The following is a 17,620-nucleotide window of genomic DNA, read 5'->3' as shown; positions in this document are numbered from 1 at the left end:
CCCGCGATGACGACGGGTCGCGCCTCCGCCCGGCTGCGGGCCGCCGCGCCGCACCTCCTGGGCCTCCTGCTGCCGCTCCTCGTCCTCGGCCCGGCCCTCGGGCGCGGGGTCGTCCTCTCCTACGACCTCGCGTGGTCACCGGACCCCCGGTGGACCCCCGTCGCCCTCGGTCTGTCGACCCCGGCGCCCCGGGCCGTGCCCAGCGACGCGGTCGGGATCCTCCTCGGGCACGTCGTCGGTGCCGGGCCGGCCCAGGCGCTCCTGCTGTGGGGGGTGCTCGTGCTCGCGGCGACCGGCGCCGTGCGGCTGTCCCGGCTCCTGCGCGCGGACCTCCCGTGGTGGGCGGCGTGCGCGGTCGTCGTGGCCGCCGTCTGGAACCCCTTCGTCCTCGAGCGGCTCGTCGTCGGCCAGTGGACCGCGCTGCTGGGCTACGCCGTCGTGCCGCACCTGCTCGTGCTCGCCCGGCGGGTGCGCGTGGGGGAGGCGCGCGGGTCGGCCGGGCTGATGGCGGCCGTCGCGTGCTCCGGGGTCGGTGGCGCGAACTCGCTCGTCCTCGCCGTGCTGGCCGTCGGGCCCGTGCTGCTCCTCCCACGTCCGGCGTGGCGGCCGCTGGCCGGGGTGGTCGCGGCGGCGCTGGGGGTGGCCGGGGCCTGGGCCGTGCCCGCGCTCGTCGCCTCGCCGCCGTCGAGCGCCGTCGGCGCCGCGGCCTTCGCCCCGCGCCCCGACACCCCGCTCGGCACCGTCCTGTCCCTGGTCGCGGGCGGCGGCTTCTGGAACCCGGCGACCCATCCCGCCGAGCGGGGGTCGGTGCTCCTCGCCGGGGTGGCCCTCGTGGTCGTGGTGCTCTCGCTCGGTACGGCGGCCCGCGCGCTGGCCCGGCTGGACGGGCTGCGCCTGCTCGCCCCCGCGGCCCTCGGCCTCGCCCTCGCGGTGCTGGCCGTCCTCGACCCCGCCGGCCTCTGGACCGGCATCGTCACCTCGGTGCCGGGCGGCGGGGTGCTGCGCGACGCCCAGAAGCTCGTCGCGCCCCTCGTGGTGCTCGCCGCGAGCGGGGTGGGGGTGCTCGTCGCCGGTCTGCGGAGGCCGGGCGGGGCGGCGGCCCGGGTCGGGGGCGGCGCCCTCGCCACCGTCGTGGCGCTCGTGCCGGTGCTCACGCTCCCGTCGCTGGCCTGGGGCGTCGGGGGCCGCCTCACCGCGGTCGAGGTGCCGGCCGACCTGCGGGCCGCCGCGACCCTGCTGTCGGCGGCACCGGAGGGTGGCGTCGGGCTGCTGCCGTGGTCGCAGTACCGCCGGTACGCGTGGAACGGGAACCGGGTCTCGCTCAGCCTCGTGCCGCGGATGGTCGACCAGCGGGTCCTCGCCGACGACGCCCTGCCCCTGCGCTCGGGCCGGGTGCCGGGGGAGGACCCCGCAGCGGCCCGGGTCGGCCGGGCCCTCGCGGCCGGGGTCGACCCCCTCGTCGCCCTGCGCCGGGAGGGCGTGCGCTACGTCCTCGTCGAGCGTCGCGTCGCGCCCCCCGCCCCGGACGTGGTGCCACCCGCCGGCTCCCGGGTCCTCGCCGACACCGCCGACGCGCTCGTCCTCGACCTCACCCCCGGTGCTGCGCCCGTCCAACGGGTGACGCCCGTCGCGTCGGTGGTCGGCTGGGCGCTGACGGCCCTGACGCTGCTCGCGGCGCTGGGGGTGCTGGCCCGCACCGGCATCCGTGCGGCGCGTCGTCTCCCGGAGGAGCACCGTGGGTCGGTTACCCGATGGTAGAGTCCGCGCCATGAGCACCCCTGTCGCCGGGTTCACGGCCTTCATCGCCGGCCTCATCATCGCCCTGCTGGCGGTCATCGGGGGCGTCAAGGCCGTCGCCGGCGGTCAGAACGCCGCCGCGAAGTCCGACACGGTCGTCAGCTACGACGTGAAGTGACCCGGCGGCCGCCACGGCCTCCACCCGGCACCGCCGACCGCTCGGCCCTCACCGACCCGCCTCGTCCTCGAGGAGTCGTTCCCACGCCGTGACGGTGTCCTCCCACCGGAACCGGCCCACCCAGCCGCGCGCCGCGGTCGCGAGCCGACCGCGCAGGCCGTCGTCGAGCAGCAGCCGGCGCAGCGCCGCCGTCAGCTCGGGGGAGTCGTGTCCCTCGACCCCGCCACCCACGAGCAGCCCCGTCTCCCCGTCGCGCACTGAGTCGGCCGGCCCGCCGGCGTCGCGGAAGGCGACGGTGGGGGTGCCGTGCACGCCGGCCTCCACGACGACCAGCCCCCAGCCCTCCTTGAGGCTCGGCATGGCGTGCACCCAGGCGGCCGCGAGCAGCCGGTGCTTCTCGGCCTCGGACACGTGGCCGTGGAAGGTGACGTGCCGCTCGACGCCCAGGGCCCGCACGTGGGCCCGGATCTGGGGCTCCCACCACCCGGAGCCCACGACGTCGAGGTGCAGCCCCGGCAGCTCGGTGACGAGCGCCGCGACCGACGTGACCGCCAGCTCGACCCGCTTCTGCGGCGCCAGCCGCCCGAGGACGACGACGCGTGGCGTCGCCGAGCGCGGGGCGTCCCCGGCCACGGCGTCGGTGCCGTTGTGGATGATCGTGATCCGGTCGGCCGCGACCCCCAGCGACACGAGCTCGGCGCGCGTCGCGTCGCTCACCGTCACGTAGCGGTTGCCCCGGTACACGGCCGGGGCGAGCCGCGACTCCACCCACCAGCCGGCCCGGGCCGTCCGCGGCCCGAAGAAGACGGGCCACTGCTCGCGGTGCACGTGGTGCACGAGGTTGACCACCGGCGCCCGGGTCGCGAGCGGTGACAGGTAGGGCACGCCGTTCTGGACGTCGACGACGACGTCCGGGCGCCGGCGGCCGGTCGCCGCGAGGGCGCGGGGGTACATCGAGTAGTGGCCGCCCCTGCGGACGTAGTGCACGCCGCCGGTCCTCTCGTCGGGCAGCGCCCCGGGGTAGGCGGCGGTCCGGAAGGTCACGTCGTGGCCGCGGGCCGCGAGCCCCTGCGCGACGGTGACGAGGTACTTCTCGGCCCCGCCGGCCTCGGGGTGGTGCAGGTCGCGCCAGTTGTGGAGCAGGACGCGCACCGTCACCTCGCTCGCCTCGATGGTCCTGTCGGGCCGTGCAGCGGGCGCTGGCTACCATGCCGGAATGCGCGCCGAGCCCCCGAGAAGGTATCGCACGCTCGGGCGCTCGGTCCGCCTCTTCCGCTCCTTCCTCGTCGAGCAGACCGAGCCCGACCGCTTCTACGGCGAGCTGGCCGACGACACGGTGCGCCTCGTCGAGGACCACGAGCCGCTCGGGGGCGCCACCGTCGCCGACGTGGGCTCCGGGCAGCCCGCCTTCCCCCGCGCCTTCACCGCCGCCGGCGCCCGCTACGTCGGGCTCGACCTCGACCGCGCCGCACTGCACCCCCTGCCCGGCCGGGCCGGGGCGGTCCAGGCCCGTGGTGAGCGGCTGCCGCTGGCCGACGGCTCGGTCGACGTCGCGGTCTCCAGCAACCTCATGGAGCACGTGACCACCCCCGGGGAGGTCGGGGCGGAGATGCTGCGCGTCGTCCGGCCAGGCGGCCTGGTCGTCATCTCGTACACGTCGTGGGCCTCGCCCTGGGGCGGCCACGAGACCTCGCCGTGGCACTGGCTCGGCGGCGACTACGCGGCCCGCCGCTACGAGGCGCACCACGGCCACCCGCCGAAGAACCGGTACGGCGTGACGATGCACCCGACCCGGGTCGGCGACGGCCTGCGCTGGGCGCGCGGCCGCTCCGACGCCCGGGTGCTCGAGGCGAGCCCGCGCTACCACCCGGACTGGGCGCGGGGCGTGGTCCACCTGCCGCTGGTCCGTGAGGTGCTCACCTGGAACCTCCTGCTCGTGCTGCGCCGCCGGTGAGCGGTCCCGGGGGCAGCGCCCGGCGCCGGGAGCGCCTCCTCGTCCTGGCGGGCTCGCTGCTCGTCGCGGCCGTCGCGTGGTCGGCCACGAGCGGTCAGCTGTCCGGCGACACCAAGACCGACCTCTACCTCGACCCGTGGGGCTTCATGGGCCGGGCCCTGCACCTGTGGGACCCGCAGGTCACGTGGGGCGTCCTCCAGAACCAGGGGTACGGGTACCTCTTCCCGATGGGCCCGTTCTTCGGGGTGACGACGGCGGTGCTGCCGGCGTGGGTGGCCCAGCGCCTCTGGTGGACCCTCCTGCTCGTCGGTGGCTTCCTCGCGGCGCACGCCCTCCTGCGGGCCCTGCCGGTGGGCACGACGGCCACCCGCGTCGCCGCCGCCGTGCTCTGGACGCTGAGCCCTCGGGTCCTGACCACCCTCGGCGGCATCTCCTCCGAGACCCTGCCGGTGCTGCTCGCCCCGGCCATCCTCCTGCCGGTGCTGCGCGCCGCCCGCGGGGAGATGACCCCCCGTCGGGCCGCCGCCCTCTCGGGGCTGGCCGTCCTCGGCTGCGGCGGGGTCAACGCCACCGCGACCGTCCTCGCCGCGCTGCCGACCGGCCTGTTCCTGCTGACCCGCCGGCGCTGGTGGCGCCACCCGCTCACCGGCTGGTGGCTGCTCGCCGCCGCGTGCGCCTCCGCGTGGTGGCTGGGTCCGCTGCTCCTCCTCGGCCGGTACTCGCCGCCGTTCCTCGCGTGGATCGAGGGGTCGGCCGACGTCGTGCAGCGGCTCTCGGCGGTCGACGCGCTGCGCGGGAGCACCCACTGGCTCGAGCACCTCGTCACCGCGGCCGGGCCGTGGTGGCCGGCGGGCAACGCGCTCGTCACGGTGCCGGCCCTCGTCGTCGCGACCACGCTCGTCGCCGCCGCCGGGCTCACCGGACTCGGCCTGCGCGGGCTGCCCGAGCGGCGCTGGCTGCTCGTCACCGGGGCGGTCGGAGCCGTCGTCCTGCTCGTCGCCCACCCCGGGCCGGTGGCCTCGCCCCTGGCCGAGCAGGCCCAGGCCCTCTTCGACGGCCCCCTCGCCCCGCTGCGCAACGTGCACAAGGCCGACCCGCTCGTCCGGCTGCCCCTCACCGTCGGGCTCGCCCACGCGCTCGCCGTCGCGGGCCGGGCCACCGCCCGCTGGCGGGTCCGGGGCCGGGCCGTGCGCCCGGCGCTGGCCGCGGCCGTCGTGCTCGTCGGCGTCACCGCCGTCTCACCCGGGCTGACCGGCGAGATGGCCCCGCCCGGCGCCTTCCGGAAGGTCGCCGACCAGTGGGTCGAGGTCGGGGACTGGCTCTCCGACCACGCCGCCGAGGGCCGCGCGCTCGTCCTCCCGGCGGCCAGCTTCGGCGAGTACGACTGGGGCCGACCGATGGACGAGCCGCTGCGGTCGCTGTCGTCGGTCGACCTCGCGGTGCGTGACGCGGTGCCGCTGACGCCGGCCGGCACCATCCGCTTCCTCGACGACGTCGAGCACCGGCTCCAGGCGGGACAGGGCCTCGGCGGCGACGCCGACGTGCTGCGTCGGCTCGGGGTGCGCTGGCTCGTCGTGCGCAACGACCTCGACGCCGCGGTCGCCGGCCAGCCCCCCGTGGCCCTGGCCCGTTCGGCCGTCCGCGACTCGGAGGGCACGCAGTTCGTCCGGGGCTTCGGCACCACCCGCCTCGACGCGTCCGGCGAGCGCGTGTGGCCGGTCGAGGTGTACGACCTCGGGTCCTCCGCACCGCGGGCCGTCGTGCAGGACGTCGGCGACGTCGTCTCCGTCGCCGGTGGGGCCGAGGACCTCGGGGCGGTGCGCGAGGCGGGTGAGCAGGGCCTCGTCGTCCTCGACGGCGACGGCGTCCGCGGGCTGACCCCGGGGCGGCGGGTCGTCACCGACGGCTACCGGGCCCGCGACCGCTGGTACGGCACCACCCGCGGACGGGACGCCACCTCGACCCTGACCACCGCCGGGGTGCGCGGCACGACCGACTACCGGCCGTGGCCGACCACCGACCTGGCGTCGACCACGACGTGGCGGGGCATCGCGTCGGTGTCGGCGTCCTCCTCGGTGGCCGCCGACCTGACGCTGGCCGGGCTGCGGCCGGCCGGCCGACCCGCGGCCGCCCTCGACGACGACCCCCTGACAGCCTGGACGACGTTCGGCGACGACCGGCCGGCCCTCACCGTCTCGCTCGCCGCGCCGACGTCCGTCGCGTCCGTCCACGTGGAACCGTTGCGGCGCAACGGGACCCGCGCGCGGACGGGCATCGGCCTGCCGACGAAGGTCCGGGTCGTCACCGACGGCGGGTCCGTGGAGGCCGACCTGCCGGTCTCCGGGGCCGACGTCCGCCTCCCGGCCGGCGCCACCCGCTCGGTGCGCGTCGTCGTGCTCGACACCGACGACGGCGACCCCGGCGAGGTGCTCACCGGCCTGGCCACCGTCCGGCTGGCCGGCGTCACCGCCGTCGAGCAGGTGTCGGTGCCCGACGGGGCCGGCACGGCCGGCGCGGCCGCCCACCCGCCGGCCGACGTCGTCGCCCTCGACGCCGGCCTGCCAGGCTCGACGGCCTGCGTGCGTCCCCGGGACGACGTCGTCTGCCTCGGCGGGGGAGCCCTCGACCCCGAGGGCGGCCGCCGGATGGTCCGGACGCTGCCCGACGTCGGGTCCGGCCGGATGACGGCCTCGGGCACCCTCGTGCCGCAGCCCCGGGCCGCCCCGCGCGGGACGTCCGCACCCGGTGTCGCCGTCGAGGCGTCGAGCCGGCGCACCGACGCCCCCGCGGGTGACCCGGCGACGGTGGTCGACGACGACCCCCGGACGGCCTGGAGCCCCGCCGGCGGCGACTTCTCCCCGCGGCTGACCGTGCGGCTCCGGCAGCCGGTCGACGTCGGCGGGCTGCGGCTCGTCACCCGTCGCGACTGGGTGGCGCGCCTGCGCCCCGTCGTCGAGGTGACGCTCGACGGGACGACGACGACCCGGCGCGCGAGCCGCGACGGCCACCTCGCGGTCTCCGGGAAGGGCGTGCGCTCGATGACCCTCCGGTTCCTCCTGGGCTCGGACGCCGGCTCGGCCGCCGGGCTCGAGCTGGCCGAGGTCGAGGTGCTCGGCGCGACCCTGCCGCGCCCCGCCCCGTCGCTCGACCTGCCCTGCGGGCGGGGGCCGAGCCTCGTGGTCGACGGGCAGGAGGTCCCCACCCGGGCCACCGGGCCGCGGTCGGCGCTCTGGGGTGAGGGCACGCTCGCGTGGACGGCCTGCGGGCCGGTGGACCTGTCCGGCGGCGGGCACGTCGTCCGGCTCGACGGGGTCGACGGCTGGCAGCCGGCCACCGCGGTGCTCCGCCGCGCCGGCACGACGACGAGCCCCCCTCCCACCGCCACCGACGTGGTGCGCGACGGGCCGACCCGCTTGTCCGGACGGGTGGCGGTCGGGTCCGAGCGCGTACTGGCCCTCGACGCCAACAGCAACCCCGGCTGGGAGGCGACCCTGGCCGGGGCGCGCCTGGACCCCGTCGTCGTCGACGGCTTCCGCCAGGGCTTCGTCCTGCCCGACGGGGCGGCCGGCGACCTCGAGGTCCGGTTCGCCCCGGACACCGCCTACCGTGCCGGGCTCCTCGTGGGGCTCGGACTCGCGCTGCTGGTCCCGCTGGCGCTGCTGCTCCCGGCCGGCCGTGCCTCACGCATCGCGGCCGCCCGCTGGCGGCGCGGCCGCGCCGGCCCGGCCGTGCTCGTCGTCCTCGGTGCGGGGCTCCTCGGCGGCGCACCGGGTGCCGGTGCCGCGGCCCTGGGCCTGGCGGCCGCGGCGTGGCTGCCGGGCGTGCGTCGCCGGCCCGCCCTCACCGGCGGGGTGCTCGCGGCCGCCGGGGGCGTGGTCGCCGCTGCCGCGGTGGGCTTCGACATCCGAGGACCGGCTTCCCAGGCGACCTCGACGCTGCTCGTCATCCTCGGTGCGGCACTCGTGGCAGCGGCGAGCGTCGGGCCGCCCAGCGCATGGCGGGCAGCTCGACGAGGCGCAGGCTGAGCCACGCCAGCGTCAGCGAGACCGGCACGCCGACGACGAGCAGGGGCACGAAGCCGCCGCGGAACACGGGCAGCCCCGAGAGCGCGAGCAGCCCGGTGAGCACCGGCAGGTGCCAGAGGAAGAGCCCGAACGAGACGGTGCCCACCCACCGCACGGGCCCGCGCGCCAGCAGGTCGGCCCACGCCCCGCCGTCCCCGACGGTCAGGGGCGCGAGCAGGGCCAGGGCGAAGAGCGCCCCGAGGAGGATGCGGGTGGAGATCTGCGGTCCGGACACCGAGCCGAGGGTCAGCGGGCCGGCCACCGCCGTCGTCGCGAGCGCGAAGGTCGCGGCGCCGACGACGAGGCACCCGGTGGTGTCCGAGGCGACGGCCCGGACCCGGCGCGCCAGTGCGGACCCCGGGTGCGCGGCGACCTCGGCGAGGACCATCCCCACCGCGAAGTCCGCCCACCGGAAGGGGAGCCACCGCTCGACCAGCACGTCGACGCCGAGCTCGGCCGGGGGCAGCAGGGCGAGGACGACGAGGGGGACCAGGGCGCTGACCACGAGGGCGGGCACCGGCCACCGGGCGTCGCGCACCCGCAGCCGCTCGAGCCCGACGGCGACGGCCGGGAGGGCGACGTAGAAGGCCAGCTCCGTGGGGATCGACCACGACTGCGAGAACGCGTCGATCTGCGCGCCCGGCACGTAGGTCTGGACGGCCAGGACCTCGGCGACGACGGTGCGCACCGGGGGGAGGGTGACGGCGACGACGGCCGCCAGGGCCACCCAGTAGGCCGGCAGCACGCGGGCGGCGCGCCGCAGGAGGTAGGAGCGCACGTCGGTGACGCCCTCGCGGCGGTCGTGCAGGAGGCGCTGGTGCAGGAGGAAGCCGGAGAGGGCGAAGAAGAGGTCGACCCCGAAGTCGCCGCGACCCATCAGCCGCCCGGGCAGGCCGCCGGTGACCACGGTCCCGGTGAGGAAGGCCGCGTGCGTGAGGACGACGAGCGCGGCGGCGACGGCCCGCAGGCCGTCGAGCGCCGGGAGTCGGGTCATGGGCGGCAACTGTAGGGCCGCGCCCCGGATCCCGAGGTGACGGTGCGGCGCGCTACCCGCTGGTAGCGTCACGCCGGTCCGGGACGTGGGAAGGCAGCGCATGAGCAGGGTCGTCGTCACCGGTGGTGCCGGGTTCCTCGGCAGCCACCTCTGCGAGGCCTACCTCGCGCGCGGCGCCGAGGTCCTCTGCCTCGACAACTTCCTCACCGGCACCCCCGAGAACGTCGCGCACCTCGCCCCGAACCCCGGCTTCCGGCTCGTGCGCAGCGACGTCACCGACTACGTCCACGTCGGCGGCCCGGTCGACGTCGTCCTGCACTTCGCGAGCCCGGCCTCGCCGATCGACTACCTCAACCTCCCGATCGAGACCCTCAAGGTCGGCTCGATCGGGACCCTCCACGCCCTCGGGCTGGCCCGCGACAAGGGCGCCCGGTTCGTCCTGGCCTCGACCTCGGAGGTCTACGGCGACCCGCGCGTGCACCCCCAGCCCGAGTCGTACTGGGGCCACGTCAACCCCGTCGGCCCGCGCGGGGTCTACGACGAGGCCAAGCGCTTCGCCGAGGCCGTGGCCCTGGCCTACCGCAACACCCACGGGGTCGACACGGCGATCGCCCGGATCTTCAACACCTTCGGCCCGCGGATGCGCCCCAACGACGGCCGGGCCATCCCGACCTTCATCCGGCAGGCCCTGCGCGGGGAGCCGGTGACGGTGGCGGGCGACGGCAGCCAGACCCGGTCGGTCTGCTTCGTCGACGACCTCGTCGGCGGCGTGCTGGCCCTCGCCGACTCCGGGGAGGCCGGTCCGGTCAACCTCGGCAACCCCCACGAGCTGAGCGTCCTCGACCTCGCCCGGTGGATCGTCGAGCTGTGCGGGTCCACCTCCGAGGTGGTCTTCGTCGAGCGCCCCGTCGACGACCCCACGGTCCGCCGGCCGGACACGACGCTGGCCCACGAGCGCCTCGGGTGGAGCCCTTCGGTGGGCATCGAGGACGGCCTGCGACGGACCATCGGGTGGTTCCGGTCCCACCCCGAGCTGGTCTGACCTGCGCCGCGCCGCATCGGGTGGGGGACAGGCGGTCCTACCCACTGGTAGGGTCACCGCGACCATCCGCTGAGAGACAAGGCAAAGGTGCCATGCGCAAGACCGTCGGTTTCGTCCTGCTGGGCCTTGCCGGGTTCCTCGTCACGGCAGCGGTGCTCACGCTCGTGTACGTGCCGGGCCAGGTGCGGAAGACGCCCCTGACCATCGACTCGGTGACCCGCCTCAGCGGTGAGGCCACGAAGCTCCCCACCGGCGAGCCGGGCCCGGTCCGCGCGATCAGCCACACGGTCGCCGACGGCGAGGCGTCCACCTCCGACACCGTCGTCTTCGACACCTTCTCCTGCCTCATGCGCGACGTGTCCGGTGCGCCCGACTGCACGAAGGACACCGGCGAGGGCAGCCCGCTCGTCACCGCCGGCACCGACCGGTTCGCCACCGACCGCGTCACCGCCGAGTCGGTCGACGCGGCGACCGCCGAGAAGCTCGGGGCCGAGGTGCACGAGGGCGTCGTCAACAAGTGGCCCTTCAGCCCCGAGCAGAAGACCTACAAGTACTGGGACGGCCTGCTCGGTCGCACGGTCGACGCCACGTACGCCGGGGGTGAGGACGTCGACGGCCTCGCCACCTACAAGTACCAGGTGAGCATCCAGGACGAGCCCGCCGAGATCGCCAGCGGTGTCTCCGGCACCTACAGCGACGAGAAGACCCTGTGGGTCGACAAGGGCACCGGGTCGATCGTCGACCAGGACGAGCACCAGACGCGCACCCTCGACGACGGCACCGTCGTCCTCGACCTGCGGCTCGGCTTCACCGACGACACGGTCTCCGCGAGCGTCGAGGACGCCAAGGCCAACAACTCGCAGCTCGGCCTCGTGGCCGCGGCGCCGTGGGTGCTCGGCGTGCTCGGGCTGCTCGCGCTCGTCGGTGGCGCCTTCCTCGCCTTCGCCGGGGGTCGCGCTCGACCCGTCACGGCGACGGTGACCGCGACGACGTCTCGCTCGAGGAGCTGCGCGGCTCCGGTCGCTGAGCCTGCGCGCCACCCGGCCCGGCTCAGCCCTTCTCGGTGACGAGGATGGCCGTGCCCGGCAGCAGCCGGCCCCGAAGCGGCGACCAGCCGCCCCACTCCACCTCGTTGCGCGCGGGCCACTCCGGCTCGACGAGGTCGACGAGCACGAGCCCGGCGGCCACGACCTGGCGCACGAGGTCGCCGAGCGTGCGGTGGTGCTCGACGTACGTGACGACCCCGGCCTCGCTCTCGACGTAGGGCGTCCGGTCGAAGTACGAGTGCGTCGCGGTGAGCCCCTCGGGCCCCGGCACGTCGGGGAAGGCCCAGCGCACCGGGTGCGAGGTCGAGAAGACGAACCGCCCGCCGGGTCGCAGCACACGCGCCGCCTCGCGCAGCACGGCGCCGCTGTCGGCGACGAAGGGCACGACGCCGTACGCGGTGAACACCCGGTCGACGGAGGCGTCGGCGAGGGGGAGCACGCTGCCGTCGCACTGCAGCAGGGGCAGGCGCGAGCCGTGGGTGGCGTCGAGGTCGCGCGCGGTGCGCAGCATCCCGCCGGACAGGTCGCTGGCCACGACCCGCACGTCGTGGGCGCCGGCCAGCCAGCGCGAGCACTGGGCCCCGCCGGCGCCGATCTCGAGCACGGTCATCCCGTCGCGGACCCCGACGAGGTCGAGCTCCTCCTCGGTCCAGCCCTCGGGGCCCCAGACGAACCCCGCGTCGCCGAGGAAGGCGCCGTGCTCGTCGTGGTAGCCGGGGGCCTCGGCGTCCCACCAGGCCCGGTTGGCCGACACCGTCTCGGCGCCGCCGACGGGGTGACGGCCGGCCTCGCTCACGGTCCGGTCCGAGCGGTGGCGGACGTTTTGCCCCGTGCGTGCGGACGCGGGTAGTCTGGGCGAGCACACGTGTGACCTCTGCCGGTCACGCCTGCGCTCGCACCTTTCCATCGAATCCATCTGTCCACATCGGAGTTCCTACTACATGACTGCCAGCACGGTCGAGAAGACCGCCCCGAGGTCGCCATCAACGACATCGGTTCCGAGGAAGACCTCCTCGCCGCCATCGACGCGACGATCAAGCACTTCAACGACGGAGACATCGTCGAGGGTCGCATCGTCAAGGTCGACCGCGACGAGGTCCTCCTCGACATCGGCTACAAGACCGAGGGCGTCATCCCCTCGCGTGAGCTGTCGATCAAGCACGACGTCGACCCCAACGAGGTCGTCAAGGTCGGCGACGAGGTCGAGGCCCTGGTCCTCCAGAAGGAGGACAAGGAGGGTCGCCTGATCCTGTCCAAGAAGCGCGCCCAGTACGAGCGCGCCTGGGGCACGATCGAGAAGATCAAGGAGGAGGACGGCGTCGTCACCGGCACCGTCATCGAGGTCGTCAAGGGTGGGCTCATCCTCGACATCGGCCTGCGCGGCTTCCTCCCCGCCTCCCTCGTCGAGATGCGTCGCGTCCGCGACCTCCAGCCGTACGTCGGCAAGGAGATCGAGGCCAAGATCATCGAGCTCGACAAGAACCGCAACAACGTGGTCCTGTCGCGCCGTGCCTGGCTCGAGCAGACGCAGTCCGAGGTCCGCACGACCTTCCTCAAGGAGCTCGGCAAGGGCCAGGTCCGCACGGGTGTCGTGTCCTCGATCGTCAACTTCGGTGCGTTCGTCGACCTCGGTGGGGTCGACGGTCTCGTCCACGTCTCCGAGCTGTCCTGGAAGCACATCGACCACCCGTCCGAGGTCGTCGAGGTCGGCGACGAGGTCACCGTCGAGGTGCTCGACGTCGACATGGACCGCGAGCGCGTCTCCCTGTCGCTCAAGGCGACGCAGGAGGACCCGTGGCAGCACTTCGCCCGGACCCACGCGATCGGCCAGGTCGTCCCGGGCAAGGTCACCAAGCTCGTCCCGTTCGGTGCGTTCGTGCGCGTCGACGACGGCATCGAGGGCCTGGTCCACATCTCCGAGCTCGCCGAGCGCCACGTCGAGCTGCCCGAGCAGGTCGTCCAGGTCGGCCAGGAGATCTTCGTCAAGGTCATCGACATCGACCTCGAGCGTCGCCGCATCTCGCTCTCGCTGAAGCAGGCGAACGAGGACGGTGCCAACCAGGTCGAGTTCGACCCGACCCTGTACGGCATGGCCGCCGAGTACGACGAGAAGGGTGACTACAAGTACCCCGAGGGCTTCGACCCGGAGACCAACGAGTGGCTCGAGGGCTTCGAGAACCAGCGCGAGCTGTGGGAGAAGCAGTACGCCGAGGCGCACTCGCGCTGGGAGGCGCACCGCGCCCAGGTCGAGGCGGCCATCAAGGCCGACGCCGAGGCCGCCGGCGAGGCCGCGACCACGTCGTACTCCTCGGACAGCGCCGACGCGGAGGGCTCGTCCGCCCGCCCGGCCGCTCCGGCCAACGAGGGCACCCTCGCCTCCGACGAGGCGCTCGCCGCGCTGCGCGAGAAGCTCACCGGCAACTGAGCCACCGCGTCGCCCGCGACGCACCGGTTCGCCACGAGGCCCGGCTCCCCACGGGGGCCGGGCCTCGCGCGTCCCCGGGGCCACGCCCGGCCGGCGGCCGCCCGGAGCCGAGCCGCCGACCGGACGTGGCGTCAGTGGAGCCGGACCCTCGGGTCGAGGACGGCGTACACGGCGTCGACGGCGATGTTCGCGAGGACGACCGCGGTGGAGGCGAAGAGGACGATGCCGATGATCACCGGGAGGTCCTGCTGGTTGATGGCGTCGACGGCCGTCTTGCCGAGGCCGGGCAGGCTGAACACCTGCTCGGTGACGACGGCCCCGCCGAGCAGCCCGGCGACGTCGATGCCGAACTGGGTGACCACCGGGGTCAGGGCGCTGCGCAGGGCGTGGCGCACGACGACCCTGCGCTCCGAGATGCCCTTGGAGCGGGCGGTCCGCACGTAGTCCTCGCCGAGGACGTCGAGCATCGAGCCGCGGGTCAGGCGGGTGTAGGTCGCGGCCTGCACCAGGGCGAGGGTGAACCAGGGCAGGACCATGTGCTGCAGCCAGGCGCCGACGCCGCCGGTGAGCGGCGAGTACCCCCGGCCGGGAAGATGGTCAGGCCGTGGAGGGTCAGCTGGTAGTACAGCCCGTACAGCAGGACGAGGCCGAGGAAGAAGCTCGGCATCGAGTAGAAGAACAGCGCGAACACGGTGAGCGAGCGGTCGGTCACCGACCGGGGGCGCACCGCCGAGAGCACCCCGTTGGTCACCCCGAGGGAGACCCAGATGACGGCCGCGCCGAGCACGAGCGTCATCGTCACCGGGAGGGCCTGGGCCATGATCGTCGTCACGGGGACCTGGTGGTAGTAGTCGAACCCGAGGTCGCCGTGCAGTGCCCGCCAGACGAAGCCCACGTACTGCGTCCAGATCGGCTCGTCGAGCCCGAGCCGGTGCGAGATGAGGGCCACGGTCTCGGGGGAGGCCTGCCGGCCGGCGAGGGTGCGGGCCACGTTGTTCGGCGCGACGTAGAAGAGCGCGAAGACGGCCATGGTGATGAGCCAGAGGACGACGAGGCCCTGGAGCACCCGGCGGACGAGGAACCTGGTCACGACGACCTCCTCAGTGCCCGATGAGCCGGTCGCTGCGCGGGTCGAAGGCGTCGCGGACGCCGTCGCCGAACAGGTTGAAGGCCAGCGTCGTCACGAGCAGCGCGAGGCCGGGGAAGAAGACGAACCACCAGGAGGTCGTGTAGTAGTTCGTCGCCTCGTCGATCATCCCGCCCCAGTCCGCCGTCGGCGGTGCGAGCCCGAGGCCGAGGAAGGACAGGGAGGCCTCCGTGAGGATGACGATCGGCACGAGCAGGGAGGTGTAGACGATGACCGGCGCGAGGACGTTGGGCAGGACGTCGACGAACATGATGCGCAGGTCACCGGCCCCCAGGGAGCGCGCTGCCTCGACGAACTCCCTCTCCCGCAACGAGATCACCTGCCCGCGGACGATGCGGGCCACCGCGGCCCAGCTGAACGAGCCGATGACGACGATGGTCACGGTCAGGCTCGGTCCGGTGATCGACACGAGCGCGATCGCCACGAGCAGGAAGGGCATCGACAGGACGATGTCGACGAGCCGGGCGAGCACCGTGTCGACGACCCCGCCGACGAACCCGGAGACGAGCCCGACGACCACGCCGATGACGACGGTCAGGGCCGTCGCGACGACGCCCACGAGCAGCGAGACCCGGGCGCCGTACGCGATCCGGACGAGGACGTCCCGGCCGAGGTCGTCGGTGCCGAACCAGAACTCGGTGCTCGGGCCGACGGGCAGCCCGTCCGGCGACAGCCCGGTCTCGCGGAACTGCTCGTTCGGCGGGTGCCCCGTGACGGCCGCGACGAGCGGGGCGAGGACCGCGACGAGGACCACGAGGACGATGACGACGAGGGACACCATGGCCACCCGGTCGCGACGCAGCCGCTGCCAGGCCAGCGCCCAGGGCGAACGGCCCTCGATGCGGCGCCCGGGCTCCGCGAGAGGGGACCCGGCGGGCGGTGCGGCGTCCGGGTCGGGGACGGTGCGGGGGTTCGGGTCCAGGGTCATGCCGGGACCTCCTCGTCGGTGGCGGTGATCTCGCTGTCGGCGACGACCGGGTGGTCGGCACCGAGGTCGTCACCGTCGGCGAGCGGGTGCAGGCACGCGGTGCGGTGGTCACGGCGGTCGCCGGGCGCCGGGTCGAGCGGGGGCACGGTGGCGGCGCAGTCCTCGCGGGCGCGGGGGCAGCGGGTGTGGAAGGCGCACCCCGACGGCGGGTCGATCGGGGTCGGGAGGTCGCCGGCGAGGACGATGCGGCGCCGGCTGTCCGACACGTCCGGGTCGGCCACCGGCAGGGCCGAGAGCAGGGCCCGCGTGTACGGGTGCCGGGGCCGGGTGAACAGCTCGGCGGCCGGTGCGACCTCGACGACCCGGCCGAGGTACATGACCGCGATCCGGTCGCTGACGTGCCGGACGACGGACAGGTCGTGGGAGATGAACACGCAGGTGAGCCCGAACTCGTCCTGGAGGTCGAGCAGGAGGTTGAGCACCTGGGCCTGGATCGAGACGTCGAGCGCAGAGACGGGCTCGTCGCAGACCAGCAGCCGGGGGCGCAGGGCCAGGGCCCGGGCCACCCCGATGCGCTGGCGCTGGCCGCCGGAGAACTCCGCGGGGAAGCGGTTGTAGTGCTCCGGGTTCAGCCCGACCCGCTCCATCAGCTCCTGCACCGACCGCTTGCGCTCGGCCGGCGTCCCGACGTCGTGGATGACGAACGGGTCGCCGATGATCGAGCCGACCCGACGCCGCGGGTTGAGCGACCCGTACGGGTCCTGGAAGACCATCTGGACGTCCCGCCGGACCCCGCGCATCCGGGCCCGCGAGTGGTGGGTGATGTCCTCGCCGTCGAGGACGACGCGGCCGGAGTCGACGTCGTGCAGCCGGGTGATGCACCGCGCGAGGGTCGACTTCCCGCACCCGGTCTCGCCGACGAGCCCGAGCGTCTCCCCGGGCTGCACCTCGAGGGACACGTCCACGACGGCGTGCACGTGGTCGACGGGCCGGCGCAGCACGCCGGCCCGGCGCACCGGGAAGGTCTTGGTGACGTGCTCGAGCGCGAGCAGCGGCGTGGTCACGGTGCCTCCTGGAGCTCGTGGACCGCGGCGGCCGGCGGTGCCCCGCCGGCGGTGCGGGTGGTGGGGAGGAAGCACGCCGAGAGGTGGCCGGGGGCGCCGGGCACCGGCCGCAGCGGGGGCTGGTCGTGGCAGTCGGCGAAGGCGTGCGGGCAGCGCGGACGGAACGGGCAGCCGGCCGGGGGGTCGATGAGGGACGGCGGGGCACCGGGCACCGGGGTGAGCCGGGCGCCGGGTTCGCCGCGGGAGGGCAGCGACCGCAGCAGGCCCTCCGTGTACGGGTGGTGCGGGCCGTAGAACAGCTCCCGCCGGGGGGCGACCTCCATCGCCCGGCCGCCGTACATGACGACGACGTCGTCGGCCAGGTCGGCGACGACACCGAGGTCGTGGGTGATGATGACGATCGCGGTGCCGAACCGTTCCTGGAGCTGCTGCATCACCTCCAGGACCTGGGCCTGGACCGTCACGTCCAGGGCCGTCGTCGGCTCGTCGGCGATGAGCAGCGCGGGGTCGAGGGCGACGGCCATCGCGATCATCACCCGCTGGCGCATCCCGCCGGAGAACTGGTGGGGGTAGTCGTCGACCCGTTGGCGGGCGCGGGGGATGCCGACGAGCGCGAGCAGCTCGACGGCGCGCTCCCGGGCGGCGGCCTTGGAGACCGAGCGGTCGTGGGCCCGGATCATCTCGACGACCTGCCAGCCGACCGGGTAGTACGGGTGCAGGCTGGAGAGCGGGTCCTGGAAGATCATGCCGATCTGCGCACCGCGCACCCGGCGGAGGGTCTCCTCCGGCGCGCCGAGCAGCTCGGTGCCGTCGAACACGGCCGACCCGCGCACCCGGGCGCCCCGGGTCAGCCCGGTGATGGTCTGGGTGGCCACGGACTTGCCGGAACCGGACTCCCCGACGACGGCCAGGGTCGCACCGCGCTCGACGTCGAGGGACAGCCCCCGGACGGCGTGCACCACGCCGTCCGGGGTGTCGAACTCGACGTGCAGGTCGCGGACCTCGAGAAGGGCCATGTCACTGCTCCTCGTCCTGTCCCGG

Annotated in this window: 14 protein-coding genes and 1 pseudogene; 7 read left to right on the top strand and 8 right to left on the bottom strand. The window is 75.0% G+C overall.

Annotated elements, in window-relative coordinates; genetic code table 11:
* Positions 1-6 precede the first annotated feature (6 nt).
* Together G7075_RS07280 and G7075_RS07275 are read left to right on the top strand one after the other, a co-directional pair.
* On the top strand, positions 7-1,758 hold the full coding sequence (locus G7075_RS07280; protein ID WP_166120422.1) for a hypothetical protein: 1,752 nt from the start codon (positions 7-9) through the stop codon (positions 1,756-1,758).
* 10 nt (positions 1,759-1,768) lie between these two features.
* Positions 1,769-1,915 (top strand): hypothetical protein, encoded by a 147-nt coding sequence (locus G7075_RS07275; RefSeq protein WP_166120419.1) that lies wholly within the window; start codon positions 1,769-1,771, stop codon positions 1,913-1,915.
* 48 nt (positions 1,916-1,963) lie between these two features.
* Here G7075_RS07275 and G7075_RS07270 read toward each other — a convergent pair whose 3' ends face one another.
* Positions 1,964-3,073 (bottom strand): glycosyltransferase family 4 protein, encoded by a 1,110-nt coding sequence (locus G7075_RS07270; RefSeq protein ID WP_166120417.1) that lies wholly within the window; start codon positions 3,071-3,073, stop codon positions 1,964-1,966.
* Between the two features lie 58 nt (positions 3,074-3,131).
* Between G7075_RS07270 and G7075_RS07265 the strand changes: the two genes are divergently transcribed.
* Positions 3,132-3,869 (top strand): class I SAM-dependent methyltransferase, encoded by a 738-nt coding sequence (locus tag G7075_RS07265; protein WP_166120414.1) that lies wholly within the window; start codon positions 3,132-3,134, stop codon positions 3,867-3,869.
* Positions 3,866-7,894 (top strand): alpha-(1->3)-arabinofuranosyltransferase family protein, encoded by a 4,029-nt coding sequence (locus tag G7075_RS07260; RefSeq protein WP_166120412.1) that lies wholly within the window; start codon positions 3,866-3,868, stop codon positions 7,892-7,894. Before G7075_RS07265 ends, G7075_RS07260 begins: the two co-directional genes overlap by 4 nt.
* Here G7075_RS07260 and G7075_RS07255 read toward each other — a convergent pair.
* The gene (locus G7075_RS07255; protein WP_166120409.1) at positions 7,812-8,927 is read right to left on the bottom strand and encodes an acyltransferase; all 1,116 of its coding nucleotides are present in this window, start codon (positions 8,925-8,927) and stop codon (positions 7,812-7,814) included. The genes G7075_RS07260 and G7075_RS07255 overlap by 83 nt on opposite strands.
* 100 nt (positions 8,928-9,027) lie before the next feature.
* On the opposite strand from G7075_RS07255, the gene G7075_RS07250 reads away from it, so the two are divergent.
* Together G7075_RS07250 and G7075_RS07245 are read left to right on the top strand one after the other, a co-directional pair.
* Entirely contained in the window at positions 9,028-9,969 is a 942-nt protein-coding gene (locus tag G7075_RS07250; RefSeq protein ID WP_166120406.1) for a UDP-glucuronic acid decarboxylase family protein, read from the top strand.
* Positions 9,970-10,061: 92 nt separating this feature from the next.
* Entirely contained in the window at positions 10,062-11,036 is a 975-nt protein-coding gene (locus G7075_RS07245; protein WP_166120403.1) for a DUF3068 domain-containing protein, read from the top strand.
* Here G7075_RS07245 and G7075_RS07240 read toward each other — a convergent pair.
* The gene (locus G7075_RS07240; protein WP_240917961.1) at positions 11,020-11,811 is read right to left on the bottom strand and encodes a class I SAM-dependent methyltransferase; all 792 of its coding nucleotides are present in this window, start codon (positions 11,809-11,811) and stop codon (positions 11,020-11,022) included. The two genes, G7075_RS07245 and G7075_RS07240, sit on opposite strands and share 17 nt — an antisense overlap.
* 145 nt (positions 11,812-11,956) lie before the next feature.
* Between G7075_RS07240 and rpsA the strand changes: the two are divergent.
* Positions 11,957-13,440 (top strand): annotated as a pseudogene (rpsA, locus tag G7075_RS07235) (30S ribosomal protein S1).
* Positions 13,441-13,571: 131 nt separating this feature from the next.
* Here the strand turns inward: rpsA and G7075_RS20230 are convergent.
* From G7075_RS20230 to G7075_RS07215, 5 genes are read right to left on the bottom strand one after another with little or no spacing between them, the layout of a single operon-like run.
* Positions 13,572-13,946 (bottom strand): ABC transporter permease, encoded by a 375-nt coding sequence (locus G7075_RS20230; RefSeq protein ID WP_240917960.1) that lies wholly within the window; start codon positions 13,944-13,946, stop codon positions 13,572-13,574.
* Positions 13,919-14,530 (bottom strand): ABC transporter permease, encoded by a 612-nt coding sequence (locus G7075_RS20225; RefSeq protein ID WP_205860644.1) that lies wholly within the window; start codon positions 14,528-14,530, stop codon positions 13,919-13,921. The genes G7075_RS20230 and G7075_RS20225 overlap by 28 nt, the downstream gene beginning before the upstream one ends.
* Positions 14,531-14,540: 10 nt before the next feature.
* Positions 14,541-15,515, bottom strand: a complete 975-nt coding sequence (locus tag G7075_RS07225; protein ID WP_166120400.1) for an ABC transporter permease — start codon at positions 15,513-15,515, stop codon at positions 14,541-14,543.
* Entirely contained in the window at positions 15,512-16,579 is a 1,068-nt protein-coding gene (locus G7075_RS07220; RefSeq protein ID WP_166120398.1) for an ABC transporter ATP-binding protein, read from the bottom strand. Before G7075_RS07220 ends, G7075_RS07225 begins: the two co-directional genes overlap by 4 nt.
* Positions 16,576-17,595 carry an ABC transporter ATP-binding protein gene (locus G7075_RS07215; RefSeq protein WP_166120395.1) on the bottom strand — a complete coding sequence of 340 codons (1,020 nt, stop codon included), beginning with the start codon at positions 17,593-17,595 and terminating at the stop codon, positions 16,576-16,578. Before G7075_RS07215 ends, G7075_RS07220 begins: the two co-directional genes overlap by 4 nt.
* Positions 17,596-17,620: the final 25 nt, after the last annotated feature.

Origin of the sequence: Phycicoccus sp. HDW14, assembly GCF_011383005.1 — a bacterium.
In the GTDB taxonomy this organism is placed as follows: domain Bacteria; phylum Actinomycetota; class Actinomycetes; order Actinomycetales; family Dermatophilaceae; genus Phycicoccus.
This window is presented reverse-complemented; position numbering and strand designations above follow the sequence as displayed.

Excerpts from the sequence above, each read along its gene's own strand:
- G7075_RS07280 (WP_166120422.1), top strand. The coding sequence starts at position 7 with ATGACGACGGGTCGCGCCTCCGCCCGGCTGCGGGCCGCCGCGCCGCAC.
- G7075_RS07275 (WP_166120419.1), top strand. The coding sequence starts at position 1,769 with ATGAGCACCCCTGTCGCCGGGTTCACGGCCTTCATCGCCGGCCTCATC.
- G7075_RS07265 (WP_166120414.1), top strand. The coding sequence starts at position 3,132 with ATGCGCGCCGAGCCCCCGAGAAGGTATCGCACGCTCGGGCGCTCGGTC.
- G7075_RS07255 (WP_166120409.1), bottom strand. The coding sequence starts at position 8,927 with ATGACCCGACTCCCGGCGCTCGACGGCCTGCGGGCCGTCGCCGCCGCG.
- G7075_RS07250 (WP_166120406.1), top strand. The coding sequence starts at position 9,028 with ATGAGCAGGGTCGTCGTCACCGGTGGTGCCGGGTTCCTCGGCAGCCAC.
- G7075_RS07245 (WP_166120403.1), top strand. The coding sequence starts at position 10,062 with ATGCGCAAGACCGTCGGTTTCGTCCTGCTGGGCCTTGCCGGGTTCCTC.
- G7075_RS07225 (WP_166120400.1), bottom strand. The coding sequence starts at position 15,515 with ATGACCCTGGACCCGAACCCCCGCACCGTCCCCGACCCGGACGCCGCA.
- G7075_RS07215 (WP_166120395.1), bottom strand. The coding sequence starts at position 17,595 with ATGGCCCTTCTCGAGGTCCGCGACCTGCACGTCGAGTTCGACACCCCG.